The organism is Gloeocapsa sp. DLM2.Bin57, from assembly GCA_007693955.1.
In the GTDB taxonomy this organism is placed as follows: Bacteria; Cyanobacteriota; Cyanobacteriia; order Cyanobacteriales; family Gloeocapsaceae; genus Gloeocapsa.
This window is the reverse complement of record RECR01000085.1, coordinates 1-20,532: the sequence shown is the minus strand read 5'-3', so window position 1 is coordinate 20,532 and position 20,532 is coordinate 1. Positions and strand designations below refer to the sequence as shown.

Genomic DNA, 20,532 nt, shown 5'->3' with positions numbered 1-20,532 from the left:
ACCATGATTCAACAACAATCCTATCTCAATGTAGCCGATAACAGTGGCGCTCGTAAACTCATGTGTCTGAGGGTACTAAGTACAGGTAACACCACCTATGGTGGTATCGGTGATGTAATTATCGCCGTTGTCAAAGACGCCCTCCCCAACATGGCAGTTAAAAAATCCGACGTAGTTAGAGCCGTAATCGTACGTACCAAACAATCCCTACGCAGGGACAGTGGTATGAGTATTCGCTTTGACGATAACGCAGCAGTAATTATCAACGCCGACGGGAACCCCCGTGGTACTCGCGTTTTTGGACCTGTAGCCAGAGAACTACGGGATAAAAACTTTACCAAAATCATCTCTCTCGCTCCAGAGGTGCTCTAATGCCCAAAAAAACACAACCAAGATTCCAAAAAATGCACGTCAAAAAAGGCGATACAGTACAGGTAATCTCAGGGAAAGATAAAGGCAAAGTAGGCGAAATAGTCCAAGCCTTCCCCCAAACTAGTACCGTAATCGTTAAAGGGGTTAACATCAGAACAAAACACGTTAAACCTAGACAAGAAGGAGAATCAGGACAAATTACCACCTATGAAGCCCCAATTCATAGCTGTAAGGTAATGCTCTACTCCCAAAAAGAAAAAGTAGCTAGCCGTATCTCCTATACCTTCACCGAAGACGGACGTAAAGTCCGTAAACTCAAAAAAACAGGCGAAATCATCGACTAAAACCCCTATTCCTGACCAAGCCCAGGGAAATAATAACTATGACAACACAATTAAAGGAACAATATAACACCATTATTGTCCCCAAACTCAAAGAACAATTTGGTTACACCAATATCCACCAAATCCCCAAAGTCAGCAAGGTAACCGTTAATAGAGGTCTCGGCGAAGCATCCCAAAACTCTAAAGCCCTAGAATCCTCCCTCAAAGAATTAGCCGTAATCACAGGACAAAAACCCGTAGTGACAAGAGCTAAAAAAGCGATCGCCGGCTTCAAAATCCGTCAAGGAATGCCCGTAGGAGTCATGGTCACCCTCAGATCTGATAAAATGTACTCCTTCCTAGAACGTCTAATTAACCTAGCCTTACCACGTATTCGCGACTTTCGCGGTATCAGCCCCAAAAGCTTTGACGGACACGGTAACTATAGCCTAGGCGTCAAAGAACAACTCATCTTCCCCGAAATTGACTACGACAGCATTGACCAAATTCGGGGTATGGATATCTCCATCATTACCACAGCCAACACCGACGAAGAAGGTCGCGCCCTCCTCGCAGCCATGGGAATGCCCTTCCGTAATAACTAAAAGCTCGTTCCAGGAGAGAAACAACGCAATAATGGCAACCAACGACACTATCTCGGATATGTTAACCCGTATTCGTAATGCTACCTTAGTCAAACAATCAACCACCTGCGTACCTACGACCAGAATGACTCGTAGTATCGCTCAAGTACTCAAAGAAGAAGGTTTCATTAACGACTACGAAGAAGCAGGAGAAGGCATCAAAAAACACCTAGTCATCTCCCTCCGCTACATCAAAAAAACAGGTAAACCCACCATCAGAAAAATTAAGCGCGTCAGTAAACCCGGACTACGAGTTTATAGCAACCGCAAAGAAATGCCTAGAGTTCTTGGCGGCATCGGTATCGCCATTATCTCCACTTCTAACGGCATCATGACAGACAGAGAAGCACGACGTCAAGGTATTGGCGGTGAAGTGCTCTGTTATGTTTGGTAAACCAAGACATCATCGGAGTAAAATCTTATGTCCCGTATCGGTAAACGTCCCATCCCTCTACCTAACAAGGTAACAGTGGCAATTAACGGACAACATATCAGCGTCAAAGGAGCAAAAGGCTCTCTAGAAAGAGTCATACCCTCAGGTGTTAAAGTCGAACAACAAGAAGATAATACCCTTAAAGTCACTCCCGAAAACGATTCCCGCACCTCTCGCGAACGTCACGGCTTAGTACGTACCCTTGTGGCTAACATGGTAGAAGGCGTATCTACTGGCTTTCAAAAACGTTTACAAATTCAAGGGGTAGGTTATCGTGCTCAATCTCAAGGCAGTCAACTAACCCTTAACGTTGGCTACAGCAAACCAGTAGAAATGACCATGCCCGAAGGCATTAAAGTAGCCGTAGAAGAAAAAAATACAGAAATAGTCATTGACGGCATCGACAAAGAATTAGTAGGCAACGTAGCCGCTAAAATCCGCGCCGTACGTCCACCTGAAGTATATAAAGGTAAAGGTATTCGCTACAAAGGTGAATTTGTCAGACGTAAAGCAGGTAAAACTGGTAAGAAATAACTATGAAACTATCTCGCAAACAACAAACTCATCGTCGTCATCGACGTATCCGCAAAAAAGTACAAGGAACTTCGGACTGCCCTCGTCTAGCTGTTTTTCGTTCCAACCTCCATATCTACGCTCAGCTGATCGACGATGTAGATCAACATACTCTAGTGGCAGCATCCACCCTAGAATCCCCCATCAAAGAGCAATTTTCCTACGGTAGCAATTGCGAAGCCTCCGCGGCAGTAGGTAAGTTAATCGCTGAAAAAGCTCTAGCTAAAGGTATTGAACAGGTCGTTTTTGACCGCGGTGGTAATCTCTATCATGGTCGCGTGCGTGCACTAGCTGAAGCTGCCCGCGAAGCAGGTTTACAATTCTAAATAGGAAGATTTAATATGCCCAAGGGTCGCAGTAAAACAGGTAAAAAAGAAAAAGAAGTCACTCTACAAGAACGCGTTATTCAAATTCGCCGCGTCAGTAAAGTGGTTAAAGGTGGTAAAAAATTAAGCTTCCGCGCCGTTGTCGTGGTTGGTAACGAAAAAGGTCAAGTAGGCGTCGGTGTCGGTAAGGCTAGCGATGTCATCGGCGCAGTTCGTAAAGGCGTTGCTGATGGTCGTAAACAGTTAATCGAAGTACCCTTGACTAAAAATGACTCCATTACCCACATTTCTCAAGGGATATCAGGTGGAGCTAAAGTACTTATCCGCCCTGCAGCTCCAGGGACTGGGGTAATCGCAGGTGGCGCAGTCAGAACAGTCCTAGAATTGGCAGGTGTTAAAAATATCCTCGCTAAACAACTAGGCTCTAATAACCCACTTAATAACGCTAGAGCAGCGATCGACGCTCTCGAACAAATTCGTACTTTTGGTGAAGTGGCTCAAGAAAGAGGCATTCCTATCCAACAAATCTACTCATAGGAGAATAACAAGATCATGCGCTTATCCGATTTAGCTCCTAAAAAAGGCTCGAAAAAACGCCCTCGTCGTCTAGGTAGAGGTATTGCCGCAGGACAAGGTGCTAGTTGTGGCTTCGGTATGCGAGGACAAAAATCCCGCTCAGGCTCGGGCACTAGACCAGGCTTTGAAGGTGGACAAACCCCCCTCTATCGCCGTATTCCTAAACTAAAACATTTCCCCATTATTAACCCTCGCAACTATACCATTATTAATGTGGGTAAATTAGCCGAGTTGCCCCCTAATACCCTGGTTAACCTCGACTTCCTCCTCTGTGAAGGTATCTTGACCGCTAAAAACGGCCCTCTTAAAGTACTTGGGGATGGAGAGTTAAATATACCTCTACAGGTTCAAGCTGTAGCTTTTACCGCTAAAGCTCAAGAGAAAATAACCGCAGCAGGCGGTAGTTGCGAAGTTATCTCCCGTTCTCAAGCTACAATTAAATCAGAATCTGTACAGGAAACTGCTGATGGTCGTTAGTCGAGATAAAAATCCTACCGCTCAAGAAACTTTTATGCAAATGGCTCAAGCCGCAGGCTTGCGTGGCCGTTTGCTGATTACAATTGGTTTACTTATTTTAGTCCGCTTCGGCATCTTTATTCCTATACCAGGAATCGATCGCGTTAAATTCGCTGATGCTGTTGAAAATGTACCAGGTTTGGGCTTCTTGGATATCTTTACCGGTGGTGGTCTCTCTGCTTTAGGTATTTTTGCTCTGGGTATTCTTCCCTATATCAATGCCTCCATTATTATTCAATTACTCACCGGTGCTATTAAACCTCTCGAAGATCTCCAAAAAAACGAGGGAGAAGTAGGCAGACGGAAAATAGCTCAAATTACTCGTTATGTTGCTCTATTTTGGTGCATAGCTCAAACTACGGCTCTAACCGTCAGTCTCCTTAACCCCTATGCCCTTAATCCTGGTCCATGGTTTATCATCGAAACAGTGATCGCCCTAACCGCAGGCTCGATGTTTGTTATGTGGATCTCAGAAGTGATTACTGAAAGAGGTATCGGTAATGGCGCTTCTCTACTAATTTTTGTCAACATCGTCGCTATTTTACCTACTACTCTAGGACAAACTATCCAATTTGCCCAAAAAGGTGGTCAGGAAACTATCGCTCAAGTGGTACTTCTCCTCCTCGTCTTTTTGGTGATGATTGTCGGTATCGTCTTTATTCAAGAAGGTACTCGTCGTATTCCGATTATTTCGGCTAAACGACAGGTAGGTAAAAGGTTATACAGGGAAAGAACTAGTTATCTTCCTTTGCGTCTGAATCAAAGCGGTGTAATGCCGATTATTTTTGCCTCGGCTTTGTTGATTTTACCTAGCTTTTTGGCAGGTTTTGCCCCAACAGAAGGTCCTGGTGCTCAAATATTCCAACAATTCCTCAATTTTATGCGACCTGGTAGCATAACAGCAACTGTAGTCTATTTAGCTTTGATTATCTTCTTTAGCTATTTTTACACCTCCTTGATTACTAATCCCGCTGATATCTCCCAAAATCTTAAAAAAATGGGAAGTAGTATTCCAGGGATACGCCCAGGAAAAGCCACTACCGCTTATATCGAAGGTATAGTTAATCGCTTGACTCTCTTAGGTGCTCTCTTTTTGGGTATCGTTGCTACTGTACCTACTTTGGTAGAAAATCTCACAGGAGTTACTACTTTTCGAGGATTTGGTGCTACATCTCTACTCATTCTAGTTGGTGTGGCAATCGATACCGCTAAACAAATCCAAACTTACGTGATTTCTCAACGTTATGAGGGTATGGTCAAAGACTAAATGTTCATTCAGGAAAAAATAATAATAATTAATGACTAATTCGGGATTAATTTTTTTAGGACCACCAGGAGCAGGTAAAGGAACTCAAGCCGCTATTATAGCAGAAAAGTTCCAGATACCTCATATATCCACTGGGGAAATGTTAAGACAGGCGATCGCCTCGGGAACTAGTTTAGGTCAAAAAGCTCAAAGTTATGTAGATAAGGGAGAATTGGTCCCCGATGAATTACTACTAGACTTAATCCGCGATCGCCTCTCACAAGATGACGCTCAACAAGGTTGGATTTTAGATGGTTTTCCTCGTAATCTCCCTCAAGCTGAGTTTTTAGACCGATTATTAAAGGAAATATCCCAAACTTGTGATTGTGTCCTCAATCTTCAAGTTAGTGACGAATTCTTAGTAAGCCGTCTTCTGTCTAGAGGTAGAAAAGATGATAACGAAGAAATCATCAGACGTCGTTTAAAGGTTTATCAAGAACAAACAGCTCCAGTCATCGGTTATTATCAAGCTAAAGGCAATCTTTACAGCGTAGATGGTAGTCCAAGCTTAGCAGAAGTTACAACTTCCCTAGCACAAGTAATTGAACCTTTTTTTGTATCCCATAATTAACCACAATCACATTCTACCTCAACTATAATAGGACGGGAAGACCTTCCGTCCTTAAACCTTTAGAAAATCTTAATCAATCATTATGGCTAAAAAAGACCTCATCGAAATGGAAGGGACAGTAACCGAATCCCTACCTAACGCAATGTTTCGCGTAGATTTAGACAACGGTTTTAACGTACTCGCTCATATCGCAGGCAAAATTAGGCGTAACTATATCAAAATTTTACCAGGAGATAGAGTCAAAGTAGAATTAACTCCCTATGATTTAACCAAAGGGAGAATTACTTATCGTTTAAGACAAAAATAAGTTATAATAATAATTTGACTAAAACCTAAAAAAACGCTATAATAAATAGCTTGCAGAGTAGCCAAAAAAGGCATGAAAGTAAGACCATCAGTAAAAAAAATGTGTGAGAAGTGCCGTGTCATCAAAAGACACGGTAAAGTTATGGTGATTTGTACCAATCCGAAGCACAAACAGCGACAAGGATAAAAAGTCACTAGGAGTAAACAAGTTAGAGAGAAACAGGGAGAAAAAGAGTGGCAAGAATTGCAGGTATAGACCTACCGCGAGATAAGCGCGTAGAGATTGGCCTGACATATATCTATGGTATAGGGTTGTCCAGAGCACAAGAAATCCTAGCAGCAACTGGAGTCAACCCAGACACCAGAGTTAGAGATTTAGCAGACGAAGACGTAACCGCATTACGAGCCTATATAGAAGCTAACTATCAAATAGAAGGTGACCTGAGACGTTGGGAAGCAATGAATATCAAACGTCTAGGGGATATAGGCACATATAGAGGCAGACGTCATCGTCAAGGGTTACCAGTGCGAGGACAGAGAACACGTACCAACGCCAGAACCAGAAGAGGCAGACGCCTAACCGTAGCAGGTAAGAAAAAAGCCCCAGGTAAGAAATAACCCAAAATCAACTATTAGGCAATTTTCGGGAGATTTAAACAAGAAAAAATGGCTCGACCAAGTAAAAAAACTGGAAGCAAAAAAACCAAAAAGAATATACCTAATGGTGTAGCTCATATCCAGTCAACATTTAATAATACAATCGTCAGTATCTCTGACGCCAACGGAGAAGTAATCTCTTGGGCATCAGCAGGATCTAGCGGCTTCAAAGGAGCAAAAAAAGGGACACCCTTTGCAGCTCAAACAGCAGCAGATAATGCCGCCAAAAGAGCGATGGAACAGGGAATGCGTCAAATAGAAGTAATGGTCAGTGGACCAGGAGCAGGTAGAGAAACAGCCATTAGGGCTTTACAAGGATCAGGGCTAGAAATAACCCTGATTAGAGACGTAACCCCAATACCCCATAATGGCTGTCGTCCACCCAAAAGACGAAGAGTCTAAAAATCACAAAGCGAGAGTATCACTTGATACTCTTGCCCTAGGGTGAAATCAATATTGAAAATAACAGGGAAACACCTAGTTTACCAGCTTCTGTCTATCTTAATTCTTTAGTTTAAACCCTCAAGGAAGGTTATTCTATGACGCAGTTTCAGATTGAATGTGTAGAATCAAAAACTCTGAAAAACCAAAACCAGTATAGCAAATTTGTTCTAGAACCGCTAGAAAGAGGTCAAGGAACAACAGTAGGCAACGCCTTAAGAAGGGTTTTACTGTCAAATCTGGAAGGTACAGCAGTAACAGCGCTCAGAATAGCAGGGGTGAATCACGAATTCGCCACCATCAAAGGGATAAGAGAAGACGTGCTAGAACTGATGCTGAACATGAAAGAAATAGTATTCAGAAGTTATAGCAAAGAACCTCAAATTGGTAGGCTATTAGCAATAGGACCTGGAACAGTAACCGCGGGTAAATTTGAACTACCTTCAGAAATAGAAGTAGTTGACCCCAATCAATACGTAGCCACTCTAGCAGAAGATTCTAAACTAGAAATGGAATTTCACGTAGAAAGAGGAACAGGTTATAGGGCGATCGATAAAACTAAAGACGACCGCAGCTCCATCGATTTTCTGCAAATAGATAGCGTCTTCATGCCAGTAACTAAAGTTAATTATACCGTGGATGACAGTCGTCTAGATGGTCATTTTGGTAAAGATAAACTAACTATAGAAATCTGGACAAACGGTAGTGTCAAACCAGAAGAAGCCCTATCTCAAGCAGCAACCATCATGGTAGAGCTGTTTAGCCCACTCAAAGATCTAACCCTGATAGATCAACCTAGCGAATACACACCAGAAGAAAACCCGAATAGTCAGATTCCTATTGAAGAACTACAACTATCAGTAAGAGCCTATAACTGTCTCAAACGCGCCCAAATCAACTCCGTAGCCGACCTCATCGACTATTCCCAAGAAGACCTGCTCGAAATCAAAAACTTTGGACAAAAATCAGCCGAAGAAGTAGTAGAAGCCCTACAAAAACGCCTAGGTATAACTTTACCACTAGAAAGAACCAATAAAGCCTAAACAAGAGAGGAAAAAATGCGTCACCAATGTCGTGTACCCCAACTAGGACTACCAGCTGACCAACGTAAGGCTCTGTTAAGAAGTCTAACCACAGAACTACTACGTCACGGTCAAATCAAAATCACCCATACCAGAGCTAAAGCAGTACGTCAGGAAGCAGAAAGAATCATTACCTTAGCTAAAGACGGCTCTTTAGCAGCTAGACGTCAAGCCCTAAGCTACGTCTATGATAAAAAACTAGTACACGCTCTGTTTGAGCAAGTACCTAGTCGCTACGGCAATCGCAATGGCGGCTATACTCGCATCACCAGAACGGTAAATCGTCGCGGTGATAATGCAAAAATGGCTATTATTGAGCTAGTTGACTAATCAAACTCAACGCGTGGCTCTGCTGATACAATATCTGGGAACATCCTTCCACGGTTGGCAAAGACAAGCCAAACACAGAAGCGTACAAGCAGAAATTGAAGAGGCGATCGCCTCTATTCTTAAACATCCTGTAGTAGTTCATGGAGCAGGTAGAACCGACTCAGGAGTACACGCAGCAGCTCAAGTAGCCCATTTTGACCAAGCTAGCCCTATACCAGCTCAACGGTGGGCAACAGTACTCAACGGTATTTTACCCAAAGATATCTTAATTCGAGGCTCAGCTCCCGTTCCCCCTACTTGGCACGCTCGTTTTAGCGCCCTGTGGCGAAGATATCGCTATACTATCTACACAGATAAACAGCCGAATCTCTTCCTCGCTCCCTTTGTCTGGCACTATTATCGAGCACCCCTAGAAGCAGAGCTAATTAACCAAGCTCTCCAACCTCTAATCGGTAAACATGACTTAGCCGCCTTTGAGCGCGCAGGCTCATCTCGCCCCCATTCTTGGGTAGATATCCATACCGCTTACTGTAACAGAAGCGGACCGATTATCTCCCTAGAGATTCAAGCCCAAGGCTTTTTATACGGAATGGTGCGACTACTAGTCGGAATGCTCGTAGAAGTAGGTAGTGGTCAACGCTCCCTCCCTAACTTCTCTAGCATCTGGCAAAATCAACAGCGAGAAGCGGTTAAGTATGCAGCCCCACCTCAAGGACTCTGTCTCTTGCGAGTAGGTTACCGAGATTTGCCCTTTCCTGAGTCTCTCTGGTTTGATACTCAGCCTTCTTTTATGTTCAATAACCCTAATAGTTAAAATGAATAAAACCCCTTTACCCAATCAAGAAACCCTAGAGCGTAAGTGGTACGTTGTTGACGCTTCAGGACAACGATTAGGACGCCTAGCTACCGAAATCGCCATGATCCTCAGAGGTAAAAATAAACCTACCTTTACTCCTCACATGGACACAGGAGACTTCGTCATTGTGATCAACGCCGAAAAAGTAGTTGTCACAGGTAACAAAGCCGAACAAAAAATCTACGCTCGTCACTCAGGCAGACCAGGTGGTAGAAAAGAAGAAACCTTCGCTAAACTACAAAAACGCATACCTGAAAGAATCGTTGAACACGCAGTCAAAGGAATGCTACCCAAAAACTCCCTCGGGCGCAGACTTTTTACTAAACTGAAAGTCTATACAGGTGAACAACACCCCCACTCTGCCCAAAAACCTGAAATCCTAACTATCCAAACAATCCCTAATGGAGGTAACTAATGCAAAGTAATCAAGATAGAGTAGTTTACTGGGGTACAGGAAGACGTAAATCATCCATCGCTCGCGTTCGTCTCGTCCCAGGTACAGGAGAAGTTACCGTTAACGGTAGAACAGCTACTGATTACTTTAACCGTATCCCTAATTATCTACAAACCCTTAAAGCACCCCTAGAAACCCTTGGTTTAGAAAGTCAATACGATATTCTTGTTAAAGCCCACGGCGGTGGTTTGACGGGACAATCCGACGCGGTTAAACTAGGAGTAGCTAGGGCTTTATGTCAGTTAGATCCCGAAAATCGTCAACCTCTCAAAGTCGAAGGTTATTTAACCCGCGACCCCCGCGCGAAAGAACGCAAAAAATACGGACTACATAAAGCTCGTAAAGCACCTCAATACTCCAAACGTTAAGATAACCCTGAACAAACTATGCCTAAATCAGATATTCACCCCACTTGGTATCCCGAAGCTAAAGTCATCTGCAATGGTGAAGTAGTTATGACCACAGGCTCTACTCAACCTGAAATTCACGTTGAAGTCTGGTCTGGTAATCATCCCTTTTACACAGGAACTCAGAAAATTATTGACACAGAAGGACGGGTTGACCGCTTTAATCGTAAGTACGAAGGCTTATTTGGTGGCTCTAAAGGTAAAAATAAACCTACTCAACCCGATTCATCAGCTCAATAAGCTTATCCAACCCAAGGACTCGCCCAGCTTCTTGCTGGGTTATTTATTAAATTTTTTTATTTAGGAAAACTTAACCATGGCTGAAACATATTTATTAGATAAACTTAAATCTGTTGAACAAACCTATCAAGAATTAACTAAACGTCTAGCTGATCCCGATATCGCTACTAATCCTGACGAATTGCAACAAGTAGCTAAAGCTCGCTCTTCTATGGAAGAAACCGTTAATACTTATTACGAGTGGCAAAACGTCCAAACCGAACTCCAAGGGGCTAAACAAGTCCTCAAAGAAGCAGCAGGAGACCAAGAGTTACGAGAAATGGCTCAATTAGAGGTAGCCGAGTTGGAAGCTAAAAGTAAACAGCTAGAAACTCGTCTCAAAATCCTCCTCTTACCCCGAGATCCTAATGATGATAAGAATATTATGTTAGAAATTCGGGCTGGTACAGGAGGAGATGAGGCTAGTATCTGGGCTGGTGATTTGTTGAGAATGTATTCTCGTTACGCTGAAACCCAAAACTGGAACGTACAATTGGTTAGTGAATCTCTCGCTGATATGGGAGGTTTTAAAGAAGTTATCCTGGAAATTAAAGGGGAAAGCGTCTATAGTAAACTAAAGTATGAAGCAGGTGTACATCGTGTCCAACGTGTACCAGTTACTGAAGCAGGTGGAAGAGTTCATACTTCCACTGCTACCATCGCCATTATGCCCGAAGTAGATGAGGTAGAGGTCAAAATTGACCCCAAAGATATTGAAATGACTACCGCTAGATCAGGTGGTGCGGGTGGTCAAAACGTCAATAAGGTAGAAACAGCGGTGGATCTCTTCCACAAACCCACGGGAATTAGGGTATTTTGTACCGAAGAACGTAGTCAGCTAAAAAACCGTGAACGCGCTATGCAAATTCTGCGCGCTAAACTCTACGAAATAAGTTTACAAGAACAACAAGCAGAAGTTACCTCTTTACGGCGATCGCAAGTTGGGACTGGTTCTCGTTCTGAAAAAATTCGTACCTATAACTATAAGGATAACCGCGTTACTGATCATCGTCTCGGGGTTAATTTCAGTTTAGATCGCTTCCTTGAAGGAGATCTCGAAGAAGCGATTCAATCCTGTATCACTCAAGATCAACAACAACGTTTAGAAGCTTTAGCCGCTTCTCCCTCTAGTTCTGATTAGCTTAATCAATAATATCAAAGTTATTTTTTCTCTAATACCTGAAAAAAGGGTTCGTTTTTGTTCTATTATAAAAATGATTATCATTTTTACATAAATCATGAGCAATATTTTCAGACCTCTAACTCTAGGTATCACCTTACTCATCTCAAGTGTGAACTCAGTTCAAGCAGCTACTATCTACGCTTCAGGACAGCGTTTTATTCCTGCTGTACCTGGTGAGCACGATGATATTAGGGAAAACTTCATCTATGAAATTAATACTCAAACAGGAGTAGCAATACCTATCTCACCAGAAACATCTGGACTTCCTTCAGCTTTAGGGGGAACATCAGATCAAAGATTATTAGGGTTTCAATCTGGAGAATTAGTAGAGTTAAACCCTAATACAGCACAGAAAACAACTATAGCTACTTTTCCTGGTTTAAGTTCTACTGGTTTGGATATTCTCGAAAATGGGAACACTTTTATACTTCCTTTTAATAATTCTCAAACACAACAACTCCATCGTTTAGATATAGATACCCAGACAGCTATTCCTTTAGGGAGTGATACTTCTGTAGGAGACGCGATCGATACTGCTAGAGGGACTTCAACTGGTACAGCAGAGCCTTTTATTATTAGTCTAGGCTCGGTAAATGGTACAATCTACGGGGTTGATTTAGATACTGATTCTTTGATTAGTTTGAATCCGAATACTGGTGACGCTTCTATAGTAGGAAATGTTGGGGTGGTATCATCTGGAGCAAGATCAGGTTATAGTGGTTTTTCAGCCTTAACTGGAGTTGATACTAATAATGATGGTAGTTTTGATGCTTTATTCGGAAGTGTGAACTTTCAAGGAGGTGAAAGACTAGGTGGAGTTGCTCGTTATGATCTCACTAATGGAACATGGGATTTAGTAGGAACTAACGAAGGGGTTATCTTTTTCGGTTTTGGGAGTTCTCCAGTCATTCCCGAACCTAGTTCAATGATGGCGGTTTTATTTAGTGCTGCTGTAGTGGGATGGAAACGCCAGTTTAAGCATAAATAAATAGTTATAAAGAGATATTATGATGAGCTAATATCTCTTTTTTTAAATAATCATGAAGAAAATTATCAGTCTATCTTTATTATTAACAATATCTTATAGTCCTTCAGTCCAAGCAACAACAGTAGTTAGAGATTGGGTACAACAAGCTTTAAACGCTGTTAAGCGTAACCCGAGTACAACAGGACCAACGATCGCTTCTCGGGCTTATGGTATATTATCAACAGCTATGTATGACGCTTGGTCAGCTTATGAAGAAGTTCCGATTAGTACCACTCTAGGAGATGATTTACAACGTCCTCAGAGTGAGAATAACCCAGAAAATAAAGCTAAAACCATGAGTTTTGCTGCTTATCGGGTATTAACAGCATTATTTCCCAGCGAACAAGCAGAATTTGCTAACCTGATGACTCAATATGGATATAATCCCCATGATTTAACTAAAGATATCACGACTCCTGAAGGTATCGGTAATGTCGTTGCAGAAACCCTAATGGAATTTAGACGTAATGATGCTTCTAATCAATTGTCTAATTATGTACCTGTTAATACCCCTAATCATCCCGTAGATATAACCCGTTGGACACCTGAACACGTACCTATTGATAATTTTGAGAGTAGTTTACAGGAGTATCTAACTCCCCATTGGGGGGAAGTAATTCCTTTTGGGTTAGAGAATGGTTCTCAATTTCGCCCTAATCCTCCCGAGCCTTTTTTACTAGATAATCAAGCTAGTGCAGATTTAATTAACCAGACAATTACTCGTAGAGATGGAACTGTAGTAGAAATTAGTCCAGATTTAGTGGGAATAGATATTAATCCTAACTTTATCGCACAAGCAGAACAGGTAGTAGAAATTAGTCAAAATTTAACCGATGAACAAAAAGCGATCGCCGAATTTTGGGAAGATGGGGGAGGTACTTACTATCCTCCAGGTCATTGGTTAGAATTTGGTTTAGAAATTGCCCAGAGAAATAACCATAGTCTAGATCAAGATATTTTACTCTTTTTTCCTTTGAGTAACGCGCTTTTTGATACGGGTATTGCTACTTGGGAAGCAAAGCTCTATTATGATTATGCACGTCCTGTAAGAGTGATTAGAGACTTAGCCAGATTGGGTTTAATCGACGAATCACAGATAGATTTTGTAACTTATCAAGATCCTTTTGGAGATCCTTCTCCCCCTTTTCCTGAATATACCTCTGGTCATAGTGGTTTTAGTGCAGCAGGAGCTCAAGTATTACGATTATTTACAGGCAGTGACTATTTAGGTGTTGGAGTAACCATCGAGGATTCAAGATTTTTTCCAGGTTCATTTAGACAACCAGTATCTCTCTATTGGGAGACATTTACTGATGCAGAAATTGAAGCGGGAATATCGAGATTATATGGGGGTATTCATTTTGAACAGGGTAATCTAGATGGAGGTGTTTTAGGGAGACAAGTAGGAGAAACAGTGTGGTCTAAAAGTCGGTTTTATATCAACGGTGGTGAAGTTATTCCCGAACCAAGTACGATAGGGGGTTCGGTTTTATTGATTAATGGGTTGTTAGTCTTAAGAAGATATCAGCAGAGTTGCTAATATCGAATGGAAAATAAAACGTTCTTGTTGAGTTAGGTATTAGGTGGAACGGTTTTAGGTATTAGGTGTTATTCCGAATTAAGAATTAAGAATTAATTATTTTTTCGCGCACTCTCCCCTCTCCCCTTACTTTAAATTAACCGACCAGATCCTAATCATTCCTTCAAGAGTTCCCGACACCAGTAAATCTCCCGACTCATTTAAGGCTAAACTAAAAATCCTTTGTTGTAAGTCGGGAAAAACAGCTAGGGCTTTTTCACTATTTTTGTGCCAAATCTTAATACTTCCTTCAGCACCACCACTGAAGAGTAAGTTATCAGGATGAAAGACTAAAGACATTACTTGTCCATCGTGAGCATTAAGAATACTTAGAGGTTGTTCTGGCTTACTTAATTGCCATAATTTAATCGTACCATCTACACAACCCACTGCTACTAGTTCTCCATCTTGACTAATAGCTATCGATTGTACAGAAGAGATATTACCATATAATATTCCTTGATGTTTTCCTGTTGCTAATTCCCATAAATTTACTGTACCATCTCCACTTCCACTAACTATAATTTTCTTAGCTTCGTAAACATCAACAGCATAAATAGCACCTGATTCATCTAGGGAACTAGCTATCTTGTCACCGTTTTTTAAATCCCATTGTTTGATAGTTTGATCATAGCTACCACTAATTAATATATCTCTTTGGTTAGCTATGGCTAAATCATGAATTGAACCTGAATGATGGGTTAAAGTTCTTTCGGTTTTTAAAGGTTCTTTTTCTTGACTATTAATAATTGACCAGATTTTAATCTCTTGGTCAAAGCCCCCTGTAATTACTTGTTGTTGGTTGCAAGTAACTGCTAATATCCCTTGATTATGTGCTTCGAGACTATCAATTAGTTCTCCCGTTTTTAAGTTCCACATCTTCAAGGTTTTATCCCAACTGACACTAAATAACCAGTTTTCTTGATTATTAATCACTAAACTAGTCACAGCATCTTCATGACCTTGTATGCTGTTGATTAGTTCATAATTACAATTTATTTTTGTATGAGAGTTGTTTAAGATAGTTGCTTTAGTTTCTTTGCTATTCTTTTCTGATTTTAAGACAGTTTGTTGTTGATTTTCTAGACTACTTATTCTTTCTATTAAACGATTATCTTCTAGATATTTAATGATTTTATTCAGCCCTTGTTCAATTAAGTTTATCTGTTCTAAACTGTCTTCTGTTTGATTAATTTTGTTGATATTTATATCTAAACTATCTTGATTTAATCTTTTTAGAGAACTAGCTATTTTTTGGTTAGTTTTATATCGGTATCTTAACCGGTTAACTAGATTTAACGTCAGACTTAATACAGTCAAAACTAAAAACCAGATTAATCTGTCAAAAAACAAATAAATTATTAACCCAATCACAGTCGAAAGAAGAATTAGATATTCAGCAAGATCTAACCAATGTAACTTTACTGCTTTCATAATTAATCTTTAACCTAAATGTAAAATAGTTTTCGCAATTTGAAAATAGATTAGCACACCTAAAACATCTACAGCAGTAGTAATAAAAGGAGCAGACATCAAAGCGGGATCAAAACCAAAGGTACGAAATAAAAATGGTAAACATGAACCAGATACAGAAGCTAAAATAGCGATCGCCACTAAACTTATTCCCACAGAAAAAGCGACCATCAAGTTTCCTTGTAAAAAATAAGCCCATACTGTAGCCACACTCCCCAAAACCAAACCTAGTAAAGCACCTGCTAAAGCTTCACGCAAAATAACTTGAGTAGTACCGAGCGCTTTAATTTGTTCGGTATTTAACCCCCTAATTACCACCGTCGAAGATTGTGCACCCACACTACCCCCTGTACCAATTAATAAGGGTATAAAGGCTGTTAAAGCTACTGCTTGTTGTAAAAAATCTTGTTGAGAATTAATTATAGTTGCCGTAATCGTATTAATCAGTAACAAAACGAACAACAAAGTTACCCGTTTACGAGCTACTGTCAGTAAATTAAGTTGAAAGTAATTATCTTTATCAGATTGTAAACCACCGAGTGCGTAAATATCTTCGGTAGCTTCTTGTTGGAGGATATCGAGAATGTCATCTACGGTTACTACCCCCACTAAACGTTTTTCGTGATCCACTACGGGAAGAGCTAATAAATCGTAACGTTGAATTAGTCTTCCTACCTCCTCTTGATCCGTATCTGTTTCTACTGAGACTAAATCTGTGGTCATAATCTCATTTAATCTCTGCTCAGGTAAAGCGATGACTAAATCTCGCAAAGACAATGTTCCCACCAAATGACGAGAAACATCAATAACATAAATATAATAAACTACTTCAGAAGTACTAGCTAAGCCCCGAATCCTTTCTATCGCTTGTGCTGCGGTTAAGTTTTCCTTAAGAGAGATATACTCAGGTGTCATAATTCGACCCGCTGTATGCTCATCATATCCTAACAAGAGAGCGGTAGCTTCCCTTTCTCTAGGACTAAGTTGAGTATAGAGACGACCTACAACCTTCGCGGGTAATTCATCGAATAATTTAGCGCGATCGTCAGGAGACATCTGATCAACGATATCGAGGACTTCCTGATGTTTAAACTTTTGTAAAAGAGAGAATTGTACGCTAGAATCTAGATGTTCATAAACATCGATCGCTACGATTTTAGGTAATAAGCGAAAAGCGATCGCCTGCATGGATTCTGGTAAACCTTCGATTGCTTCAGCTATATCTACGGGTTGAACAGGTATCAGAAGAGACTTAGCACCTTGGTAATTATTTTTTTCCAGTAGAATCTGTAACTGCTCTCTAACTATTTCTCTTAATTCCTGGCGATCGCCTCTATTACTCTCTGTCAAGATTCACCTCCTCTTTTTTACCAGTGAGTTCGTAGGAAGGTGTTAGGTATTAGGTTTTAGGTGTGGGGTGTTAGGATTTCGGATTTATTTTTTATATATAAAATACTACTCTTACCTTTTCCCTCTTACCTTTTCCCTTTTCCCTCTTACCTGAATGCCTTTTTGTTTTTTAAAAATAAGGTGGTATAAATACCACCGTTGACTAGTAAAAATTAGCTAAACAGACTAGAAATTGCTCTCCCCATATTAGTAGGTTGGAGTGCATCTACAGCTGCTGTAGGTTCATAACCACAGTGTACCATACAATTAGCGCATTTAGGGTTACCCGAAGCTTGTCCATAGTTATCCCAATTAGTTTCCTCTAGTAACTCTTTAAAAGTGCGATAATATCCTTCATTGAGTAGATAACAGGGTTTTTGCCAACCCAAGACGCTATAACTAGGACTACCCCAAGGTGTACAATCATATTCTTTTTCACCGAGAAGAAAATCTAGAAAGAGGGGATTGTGGTTAAAATTCCAATTTTTTTGCCCACTTTTCCAGGGTTGGAGAATTTGTCTGAATAAAGCTCTAGTTTGCTCACGATTTAAGAAATGTTCTTGATCAGGTGCCCATTCGTAACTATACCCAGGAGAGATCATCATACCATCGACTCCTAAACCTTGGACAAAATCAAAAAACTCCTGCATTTGTTGAGGATCTACACCATCAAATACGGTAGTATTAGTAGTAACACGAAAACCCTTAGCTTTAGCAGTGCGAATCGCTTTTACCGCAACGTCAAAAACGCCTTGGCGATCGACGCATCGATCGTGCCATTCTTGCAAACCATCAAGATGTACACTAAAGGTGAGATAGGGTGAAGGTTCAAATTTAGAGAGACTCTTTTCTAAGAGAATACCATTAGTGCATAAATAAACAAATTTTTTGCGCGCTACCAAACCTTCAACGATTTCATCTATTTGGGGGTGTAAGAGAGGCTCACCTCCAGGAATAGACACTACAGGCGCGCCACACTCTTCTACTGCGTTAAAACACTCCTCTGGTGTTAAATTTTTTCTGAGTATCTCTGTGGGATGTTGAATTTTACCACAACCAGAACAAGCCAAATTACAACGGAAAAGAGGCTCTAACATTAAAACCAGGGGAAAACGTTTACGACCTTGCAGACGTTGTTTTAAGATATATGTACCTACTCCAAGAGCTTGTTCCCATTGTATAGCCATAGAATCTCCTCACACAAAAATTTATACTTAGTTTAACAGAATGTCAAGTTAGGAGTAATTACTTGTTAAATTTAACTAAACCAATTTACCCTTTGTTTTTTTCCTTGTTAAAGCATAACCCAGAAGCTGCGCATCAACGGTTACTAGAGTTACTAGTTAAAGTAGATCATAATCGCGATCGCTCTTGGGGAAAATGGTTAGAAACACAACTGAGGGAATCCTTTTGTTATCAAGATAGTCGTTTAGAGCAACAATTATGGGGTTTACAATTTAGCAACCCCTTTGGGTTAGCTCCAGGTTTTGATAAAGATGGAGTAGTAGCGCGAATGTGGTCAAATTTTGGCTTTGGTTTCGCTGAATTAGGTGCGGTAACTCTTCATCCTCAACCAGGAAACCCCCCACCGCGGATGTTTCGTTTACCCCTAGATAAGGCTACTCTCAATCGTATGGGTGCTAATAATCAAGGTGCGCAAGTAATAGCCCAAAGATTAACCCAAGTCTCGCCGAGTATTCCTATCGGGATTAACTTGTGTAAATCTAAGATCACCCCTTTAGAAGATGCAGCAGAAGATTATTTAGGGAGTTTCCGTTATTTTCGTGACTGTGCTAATTATTTTGTGGTCAATGTGAGTTCTCCTAATACTCCTGGACTGCGATCGCTCCAAGCTACAGCACAATTAGAGGGGATTATTGCTACTCTTGTCGAGGAAAACCAAGGAAGACACCCTATTTTAGTGAAAATTTCCCCAGATTTAGAATTAGAAGAGATTAGCGCTATTATTAATCTAGCTCAACAATACCAATTAGCGGGCTTAGTGGCTACTAATACTACGATTAACAAAAGTGGTTTAAAGACTCAAATAATTAACGGTAATCCCATCACAGAAGAAGCGGGGGGTATCAGTGGTTTACCATTAAAAGAACGTTCTACAGAGATTATCCGCTTTATTTGGCAACAAACCCAAGGAAAATTACCCATTATTGGTGTAGGAGGGATTTTTACCCCTGAGGATGCTTGGGCAAAAATTAGCGCCGGAGCAAGTTTATTACAAGTTTATACGGGTTGGATTTATCAAGGTCCTTGGCTGGTAAAAGAGATTCTGCAAGGATTGGTACAGCGTATGGAAGCCAAAGGGTTTAGCCATCTTAATCAAGCAATTGGACACGAAAACCACCCAATATGAGATAATAACCTTTACAAATCTTTATGTTAAGCTAATTAAGTTAAAAAGGAGATTATAAAACGATGCAATTGGCGCAACCGTTGCCAAGCGTCCCCAGAGAGCTACTTAAGCCCCACGGGGGAATGAATATCAACGTCTTAATGTTTATCAGCGCGATCGCCCTAATTATCTTTTCTGTTTGTGGTTATTGGCTGTGGAATTGGTATCACTGGTGCTGTTTTTTCTGTACTGTACTAGCTTTACACCTAGCAGGAACAATTATTCACGACGCTTCCCACAATAGTGCTCATCGCAACCGCACTCTTAATGCTATTCTTGGACATGGCAGCGCTTTAATGTTGGGGTTTGCTTTTCCTGTCTTTACTCGTGTTCATCTCCAACACCACGCACACGTCAATGATCCTAAAAATGACCCTGATCATTTCGTCTCCACTGGTGGTCCTCTCTGGTTAATCGCCGCGCGTTTTTTCTATCATGAGATTTATTTCTTTAAAAGACGTCTCTGGCAAAAAAATGAGTTATGGGAATGGTTTTTTAGTCGGTTATTCTTATTTACCGTGGTGTTTTTGAGTGTTCAATATGGTTTTCTCGGTTATGTTTTAAATTATTGGTTTTCCCCCGCTTTGGTGGTAGGATTGGCTTTAGGTCTATTTTTTGATTATCTACCTCATCGTCCTTTTCAAGAACGCGATCGCTGGAAAAATTCCCGAGTTTATCCTGGTAGATTGCTCAATATTCTGATTTGTGGACAAAATTATCATTTAATCCATCACCTTTGGCCCTCCATTCCTTGGTATAAATATCAAACAGCTTATTATGCGACTAAACCACTCCTAGACGCTAAAGGTTGTGATCAATCTCTAGGGTTACTTCAAGCTAAAAACTTCTGGGGTTTTCTTTATGATATTTTTCTAGGAATTCGTTTTCATCATTCTCAATAAATTACGCGATCGCTTTCATCAATGGATAAGATGTGAGCGATCGCGTTTTAGCTTAACCGCGAGAAGCCTCAAGCTTTATTTTCTCAAATAAGCGTGAGATGAATCGCGTCCTTATTT

General features: G+C 40.8%; 28 protein-coding genes. 25 read left to right on the top strand and 3 right to left on the bottom strand.

All coding sequences use genetic code 11. The annotated features are described in order from the left end of the window. Positions 1-3: 3 nt before the first annotated feature. From EA365_11305 to EA365_11195, 23 genes are all read left to right on the top strand, one after another. Positions 4-372, top strand: a complete 369-nt coding sequence (locus EA365_11305) for a 50S ribosomal protein L14 (GenBank protein ID TVQ43919.1) — start codon at positions 4-6, stop codon at positions 370-372. Then, positions 372-716, top strand: a complete 345-nt coding sequence (locus EA365_11300; GenBank protein ID TVQ43918.1) for a 50S ribosomal protein L24 — start codon at positions 372-374, stop codon at positions 714-716. Before EA365_11305 ends, EA365_11300 begins: the two co-directional genes overlap by 1 nt. Positions 717-754: 38 nt before the next feature. Next, positions 755-1,300, top strand: a complete 546-nt coding sequence (locus tag EA365_11295; GenBank protein ID TVQ43917.1) for a 50S ribosomal protein L5 — start codon at positions 755-757, stop codon at positions 1,298-1,300. A 31-nt stretch (positions 1,301-1,331) separates the two neighbouring features. Further along, positions 1,332-1,733, top strand: coding sequence for a 30S ribosomal protein S8 (locus tag EA365_11290; protein ID TVQ43916.1), 402 nt, complete (start codon positions 1,332-1,334; stop codon positions 1,731-1,733). A 27-nt stretch (positions 1,734-1,760) separates the two neighbouring features. After that, positions 1,761-2,306 carry a 50S ribosomal protein L6 gene (locus EA365_11285; GenBank protein ID TVQ43915.1) on the top strand — a complete coding sequence of 182 codons (546 nt, stop codon included), beginning with the start codon at positions 1,761-1,763 and terminating at the stop codon, positions 2,304-2,306. Positions 2,307-2,308: 2 nt separating this feature from the next. Beyond that, positions 2,309-2,671, top strand: a complete 363-nt coding sequence (locus tag EA365_11280; GenBank protein TVQ43914.1) for a 50S ribosomal protein L18 — start codon at positions 2,309-2,311, stop codon at positions 2,669-2,671. A 15-nt stretch (positions 2,672-2,686) separates the two neighbouring features. Further along, on the top strand, positions 2,687-3,208 hold the full coding sequence (gene rpsE, locus EA365_11275) for a 30S ribosomal protein S5 (GenBank protein ID TVQ43913.1): 522 nt from the start codon (positions 2,687-2,689) through the stop codon (positions 3,206-3,208). Positions 3,209-3,223: 15 nt separating this feature from the next. Continuing rightward, positions 3,224-3,724: a 50S ribosomal protein L15 gene (locus tag EA365_11270; protein TVQ43912.1), complete on the top strand. Its 501-nt coding sequence runs from the start codon at positions 3,224-3,226 to the stop codon at positions 3,722-3,724. Further along, a complete protein-coding gene (secY, locus tag EA365_11265) occupies positions 3,714-5,030 on the top strand; it encodes a preprotein translocase subunit SecY (protein ID TVQ43911.1) in 1,317 nt (438 codons plus the stop codon). The genes EA365_11270 and secY overlap by 11 nt, the downstream gene beginning before the upstream one ends. Before the next feature lie 31 nt (positions 5,031-5,061). Continuing rightward, entirely contained in the window at positions 5,062-5,640 is a 579-nt protein-coding gene (locus EA365_11260) for an adenylate kinase (protein TVQ43910.1), read from the top strand. Between the two features lie 82 nt (positions 5,641-5,722). Beyond that, positions 5,723-5,947: a translation initiation factor IF-1 gene (locus EA365_11255; protein TVQ43909.1), complete on the top strand. Its 225-nt coding sequence runs from the start codon at positions 5,723-5,725 to the stop codon at positions 5,945-5,947. Positions 5,948-6,019: 72 nt separating this feature from the next. Next, the gene (locus EA365_11250) at positions 6,020-6,133 is read left to right on the top strand and encodes a 50S ribosomal protein L36 (protein TVQ43908.1); all 114 of its coding nucleotides are present in this window, start codon (positions 6,020-6,022) and stop codon (positions 6,131-6,133) included. Positions 6,134-6,180: 47 nt separating this feature from the next. Beyond that, on the top strand, positions 6,181-6,564 hold the full coding sequence (locus tag EA365_11245; GenBank protein TVQ43907.1) for a 30S ribosomal protein S13: 384 nt from the start codon (positions 6,181-6,183) through the stop codon (positions 6,562-6,564). 48 nt (positions 6,565-6,612) lie between these two features. Then, the gene (locus EA365_11240; GenBank protein ID TVQ43906.1) at positions 6,613-7,005 is read left to right on the top strand and encodes a 30S ribosomal protein S11; all 393 of its coding nucleotides are present in this window, start codon (positions 6,613-6,615) and stop codon (positions 7,003-7,005) included. A 137-nt stretch (positions 7,006-7,142) separates the two neighbouring features. After that, the gene (locus EA365_11235) at positions 7,143-8,087 is read left to right on the top strand and encodes a DNA-directed RNA polymerase subunit alpha (protein ID TVQ43905.1); all 945 of its coding nucleotides are present in this window, start codon (positions 7,143-7,145) and stop codon (positions 8,085-8,087) included. A gap of 15 nt (positions 8,088-8,102) precedes the next feature. Next, positions 8,103-8,456, top strand: a complete 354-nt coding sequence (gene rplQ, locus EA365_11230) for a 50S ribosomal protein L17 (GenBank protein ID TVQ43904.1) — start codon at positions 8,103-8,105, stop codon at positions 8,454-8,456. After that, a complete protein-coding gene (gene truA, locus EA365_11225) occupies positions 8,449-9,270 on the top strand; it encodes a tRNA pseudouridine(38-40) synthase TruA (GenBank protein ID TVQ43903.1) in 822 nt (273 codons plus the stop codon). The genes rplQ and truA overlap by 8 nt, the downstream gene beginning before the upstream one ends. Position 9,271: 1 nt before the next feature. After that, positions 9,272-9,727, top strand: a complete 456-nt coding sequence (locus tag EA365_11220; GenBank protein ID TVQ43902.1) for a 50S ribosomal protein L13 — start codon at positions 9,272-9,274, stop codon at positions 9,725-9,727. Then, a complete protein-coding gene (locus tag EA365_11215) occupies positions 9,727-10,134 on the top strand; it encodes a 30S ribosomal protein S9 (GenBank protein ID TVQ43901.1) in 408 nt (135 codons plus the stop codon). The genes EA365_11220 and EA365_11215 overlap by 1 nt, the downstream gene beginning before the upstream one ends. Before the next feature lie 18 nt (positions 10,135-10,152). Beyond that, positions 10,153-10,413: a 50S ribosomal protein L31 gene (locus EA365_11210; GenBank protein TVQ43900.1), complete on the top strand. Its 261-nt coding sequence runs from the start codon at positions 10,153-10,155 to the stop codon at positions 10,411-10,413. 76 nt (positions 10,414-10,489) lie between these two features. Continuing rightward, on the top strand, positions 10,490-11,593 hold the full coding sequence (gene prfA / locus EA365_11205) for a peptide chain release factor 1 (GenBank protein ID TVQ43899.1): 1,104 nt from the start codon (positions 10,490-10,492) through the stop codon (positions 11,591-11,593). Positions 11,594-11,690: 97 nt separating this feature from the next. Then, positions 11,691-12,623 carry a PEP-CTERM sorting domain-containing protein gene (locus tag EA365_11200; GenBank protein ID TVQ43898.1) on the top strand — a complete coding sequence of 311 codons (933 nt, stop codon included), beginning with the start codon at positions 11,691-11,693 and terminating at the stop codon, positions 12,621-12,623. A gap of 52 nt (positions 12,624-12,675) precedes the next feature. After that, complete coding sequence (locus EA365_11195; GenBank protein TVQ43897.1) at positions 12,676-14,202, top strand: PEP-CTERM sorting domain-containing protein; 1,527 nt, start codon at positions 12,676-12,678, stop codon at positions 14,200-14,202. A gap of 126 nt (positions 14,203-14,328) precedes the next feature. Here EA365_11195 and EA365_11190 read toward each other — a convergent pair whose 3' ends face one another. The 3 genes from EA365_11190 to hpnH all read right to left on the bottom strand — a co-directional run bounded on the left by EA365_11190 (position 14,329) and on the right by hpnH (position 18,290). Further along, complete coding sequence (locus EA365_11190; GenBank protein TVQ43896.1) at positions 14,329-15,675, bottom strand: WD40 repeat domain-containing protein; 1,347 nt, start codon at positions 15,673-15,675, stop codon at positions 14,329-14,331. A gap of 9 nt (positions 15,676-15,684) precedes the next feature. Continuing rightward, positions 15,685-17,064: a magnesium transporter gene (mgtE, locus tag EA365_11185; protein ID TVQ43895.1), complete on the bottom strand. Its 1,380-nt coding sequence runs from the start codon at positions 17,062-17,064 to the stop codon at positions 15,685-15,687. A 212-nt stretch (positions 17,065-17,276) separates the two neighbouring features. Further along, entirely contained in the window at positions 17,277-18,290 is a 1,014-nt protein-coding gene (gene hpnH, locus EA365_11180) for an adenosyl-hopene transferase HpnH (protein TVQ43894.1), read from the bottom strand. A 62-nt stretch (positions 18,291-18,352) separates the two neighbouring features. Here hpnH and EA365_11175 point away from each other — a divergent pair, with 62 nt between their 5' ends. Together EA365_11175 and EA365_11170 are read left to right on the top strand one after the other, a co-directional pair. After that, a complete protein-coding gene (locus EA365_11175; GenBank protein ID TVQ43893.1) occupies positions 18,353-19,474 on the top strand; it encodes a quinone-dependent dihydroorotate dehydrogenase in 1,122 nt (373 codons plus the stop codon). Between the two features lie 62 nt (positions 19,475-19,536). Beyond that, positions 19,537-20,415, top strand: a complete 879-nt coding sequence (locus EA365_11170) for a beta-carotene hydroxylase (GenBank protein ID TVQ43892.1) — start codon at positions 19,537-19,539, stop codon at positions 20,413-20,415. Positions 20,416-20,532 lie beyond the last annotated feature (117 nt).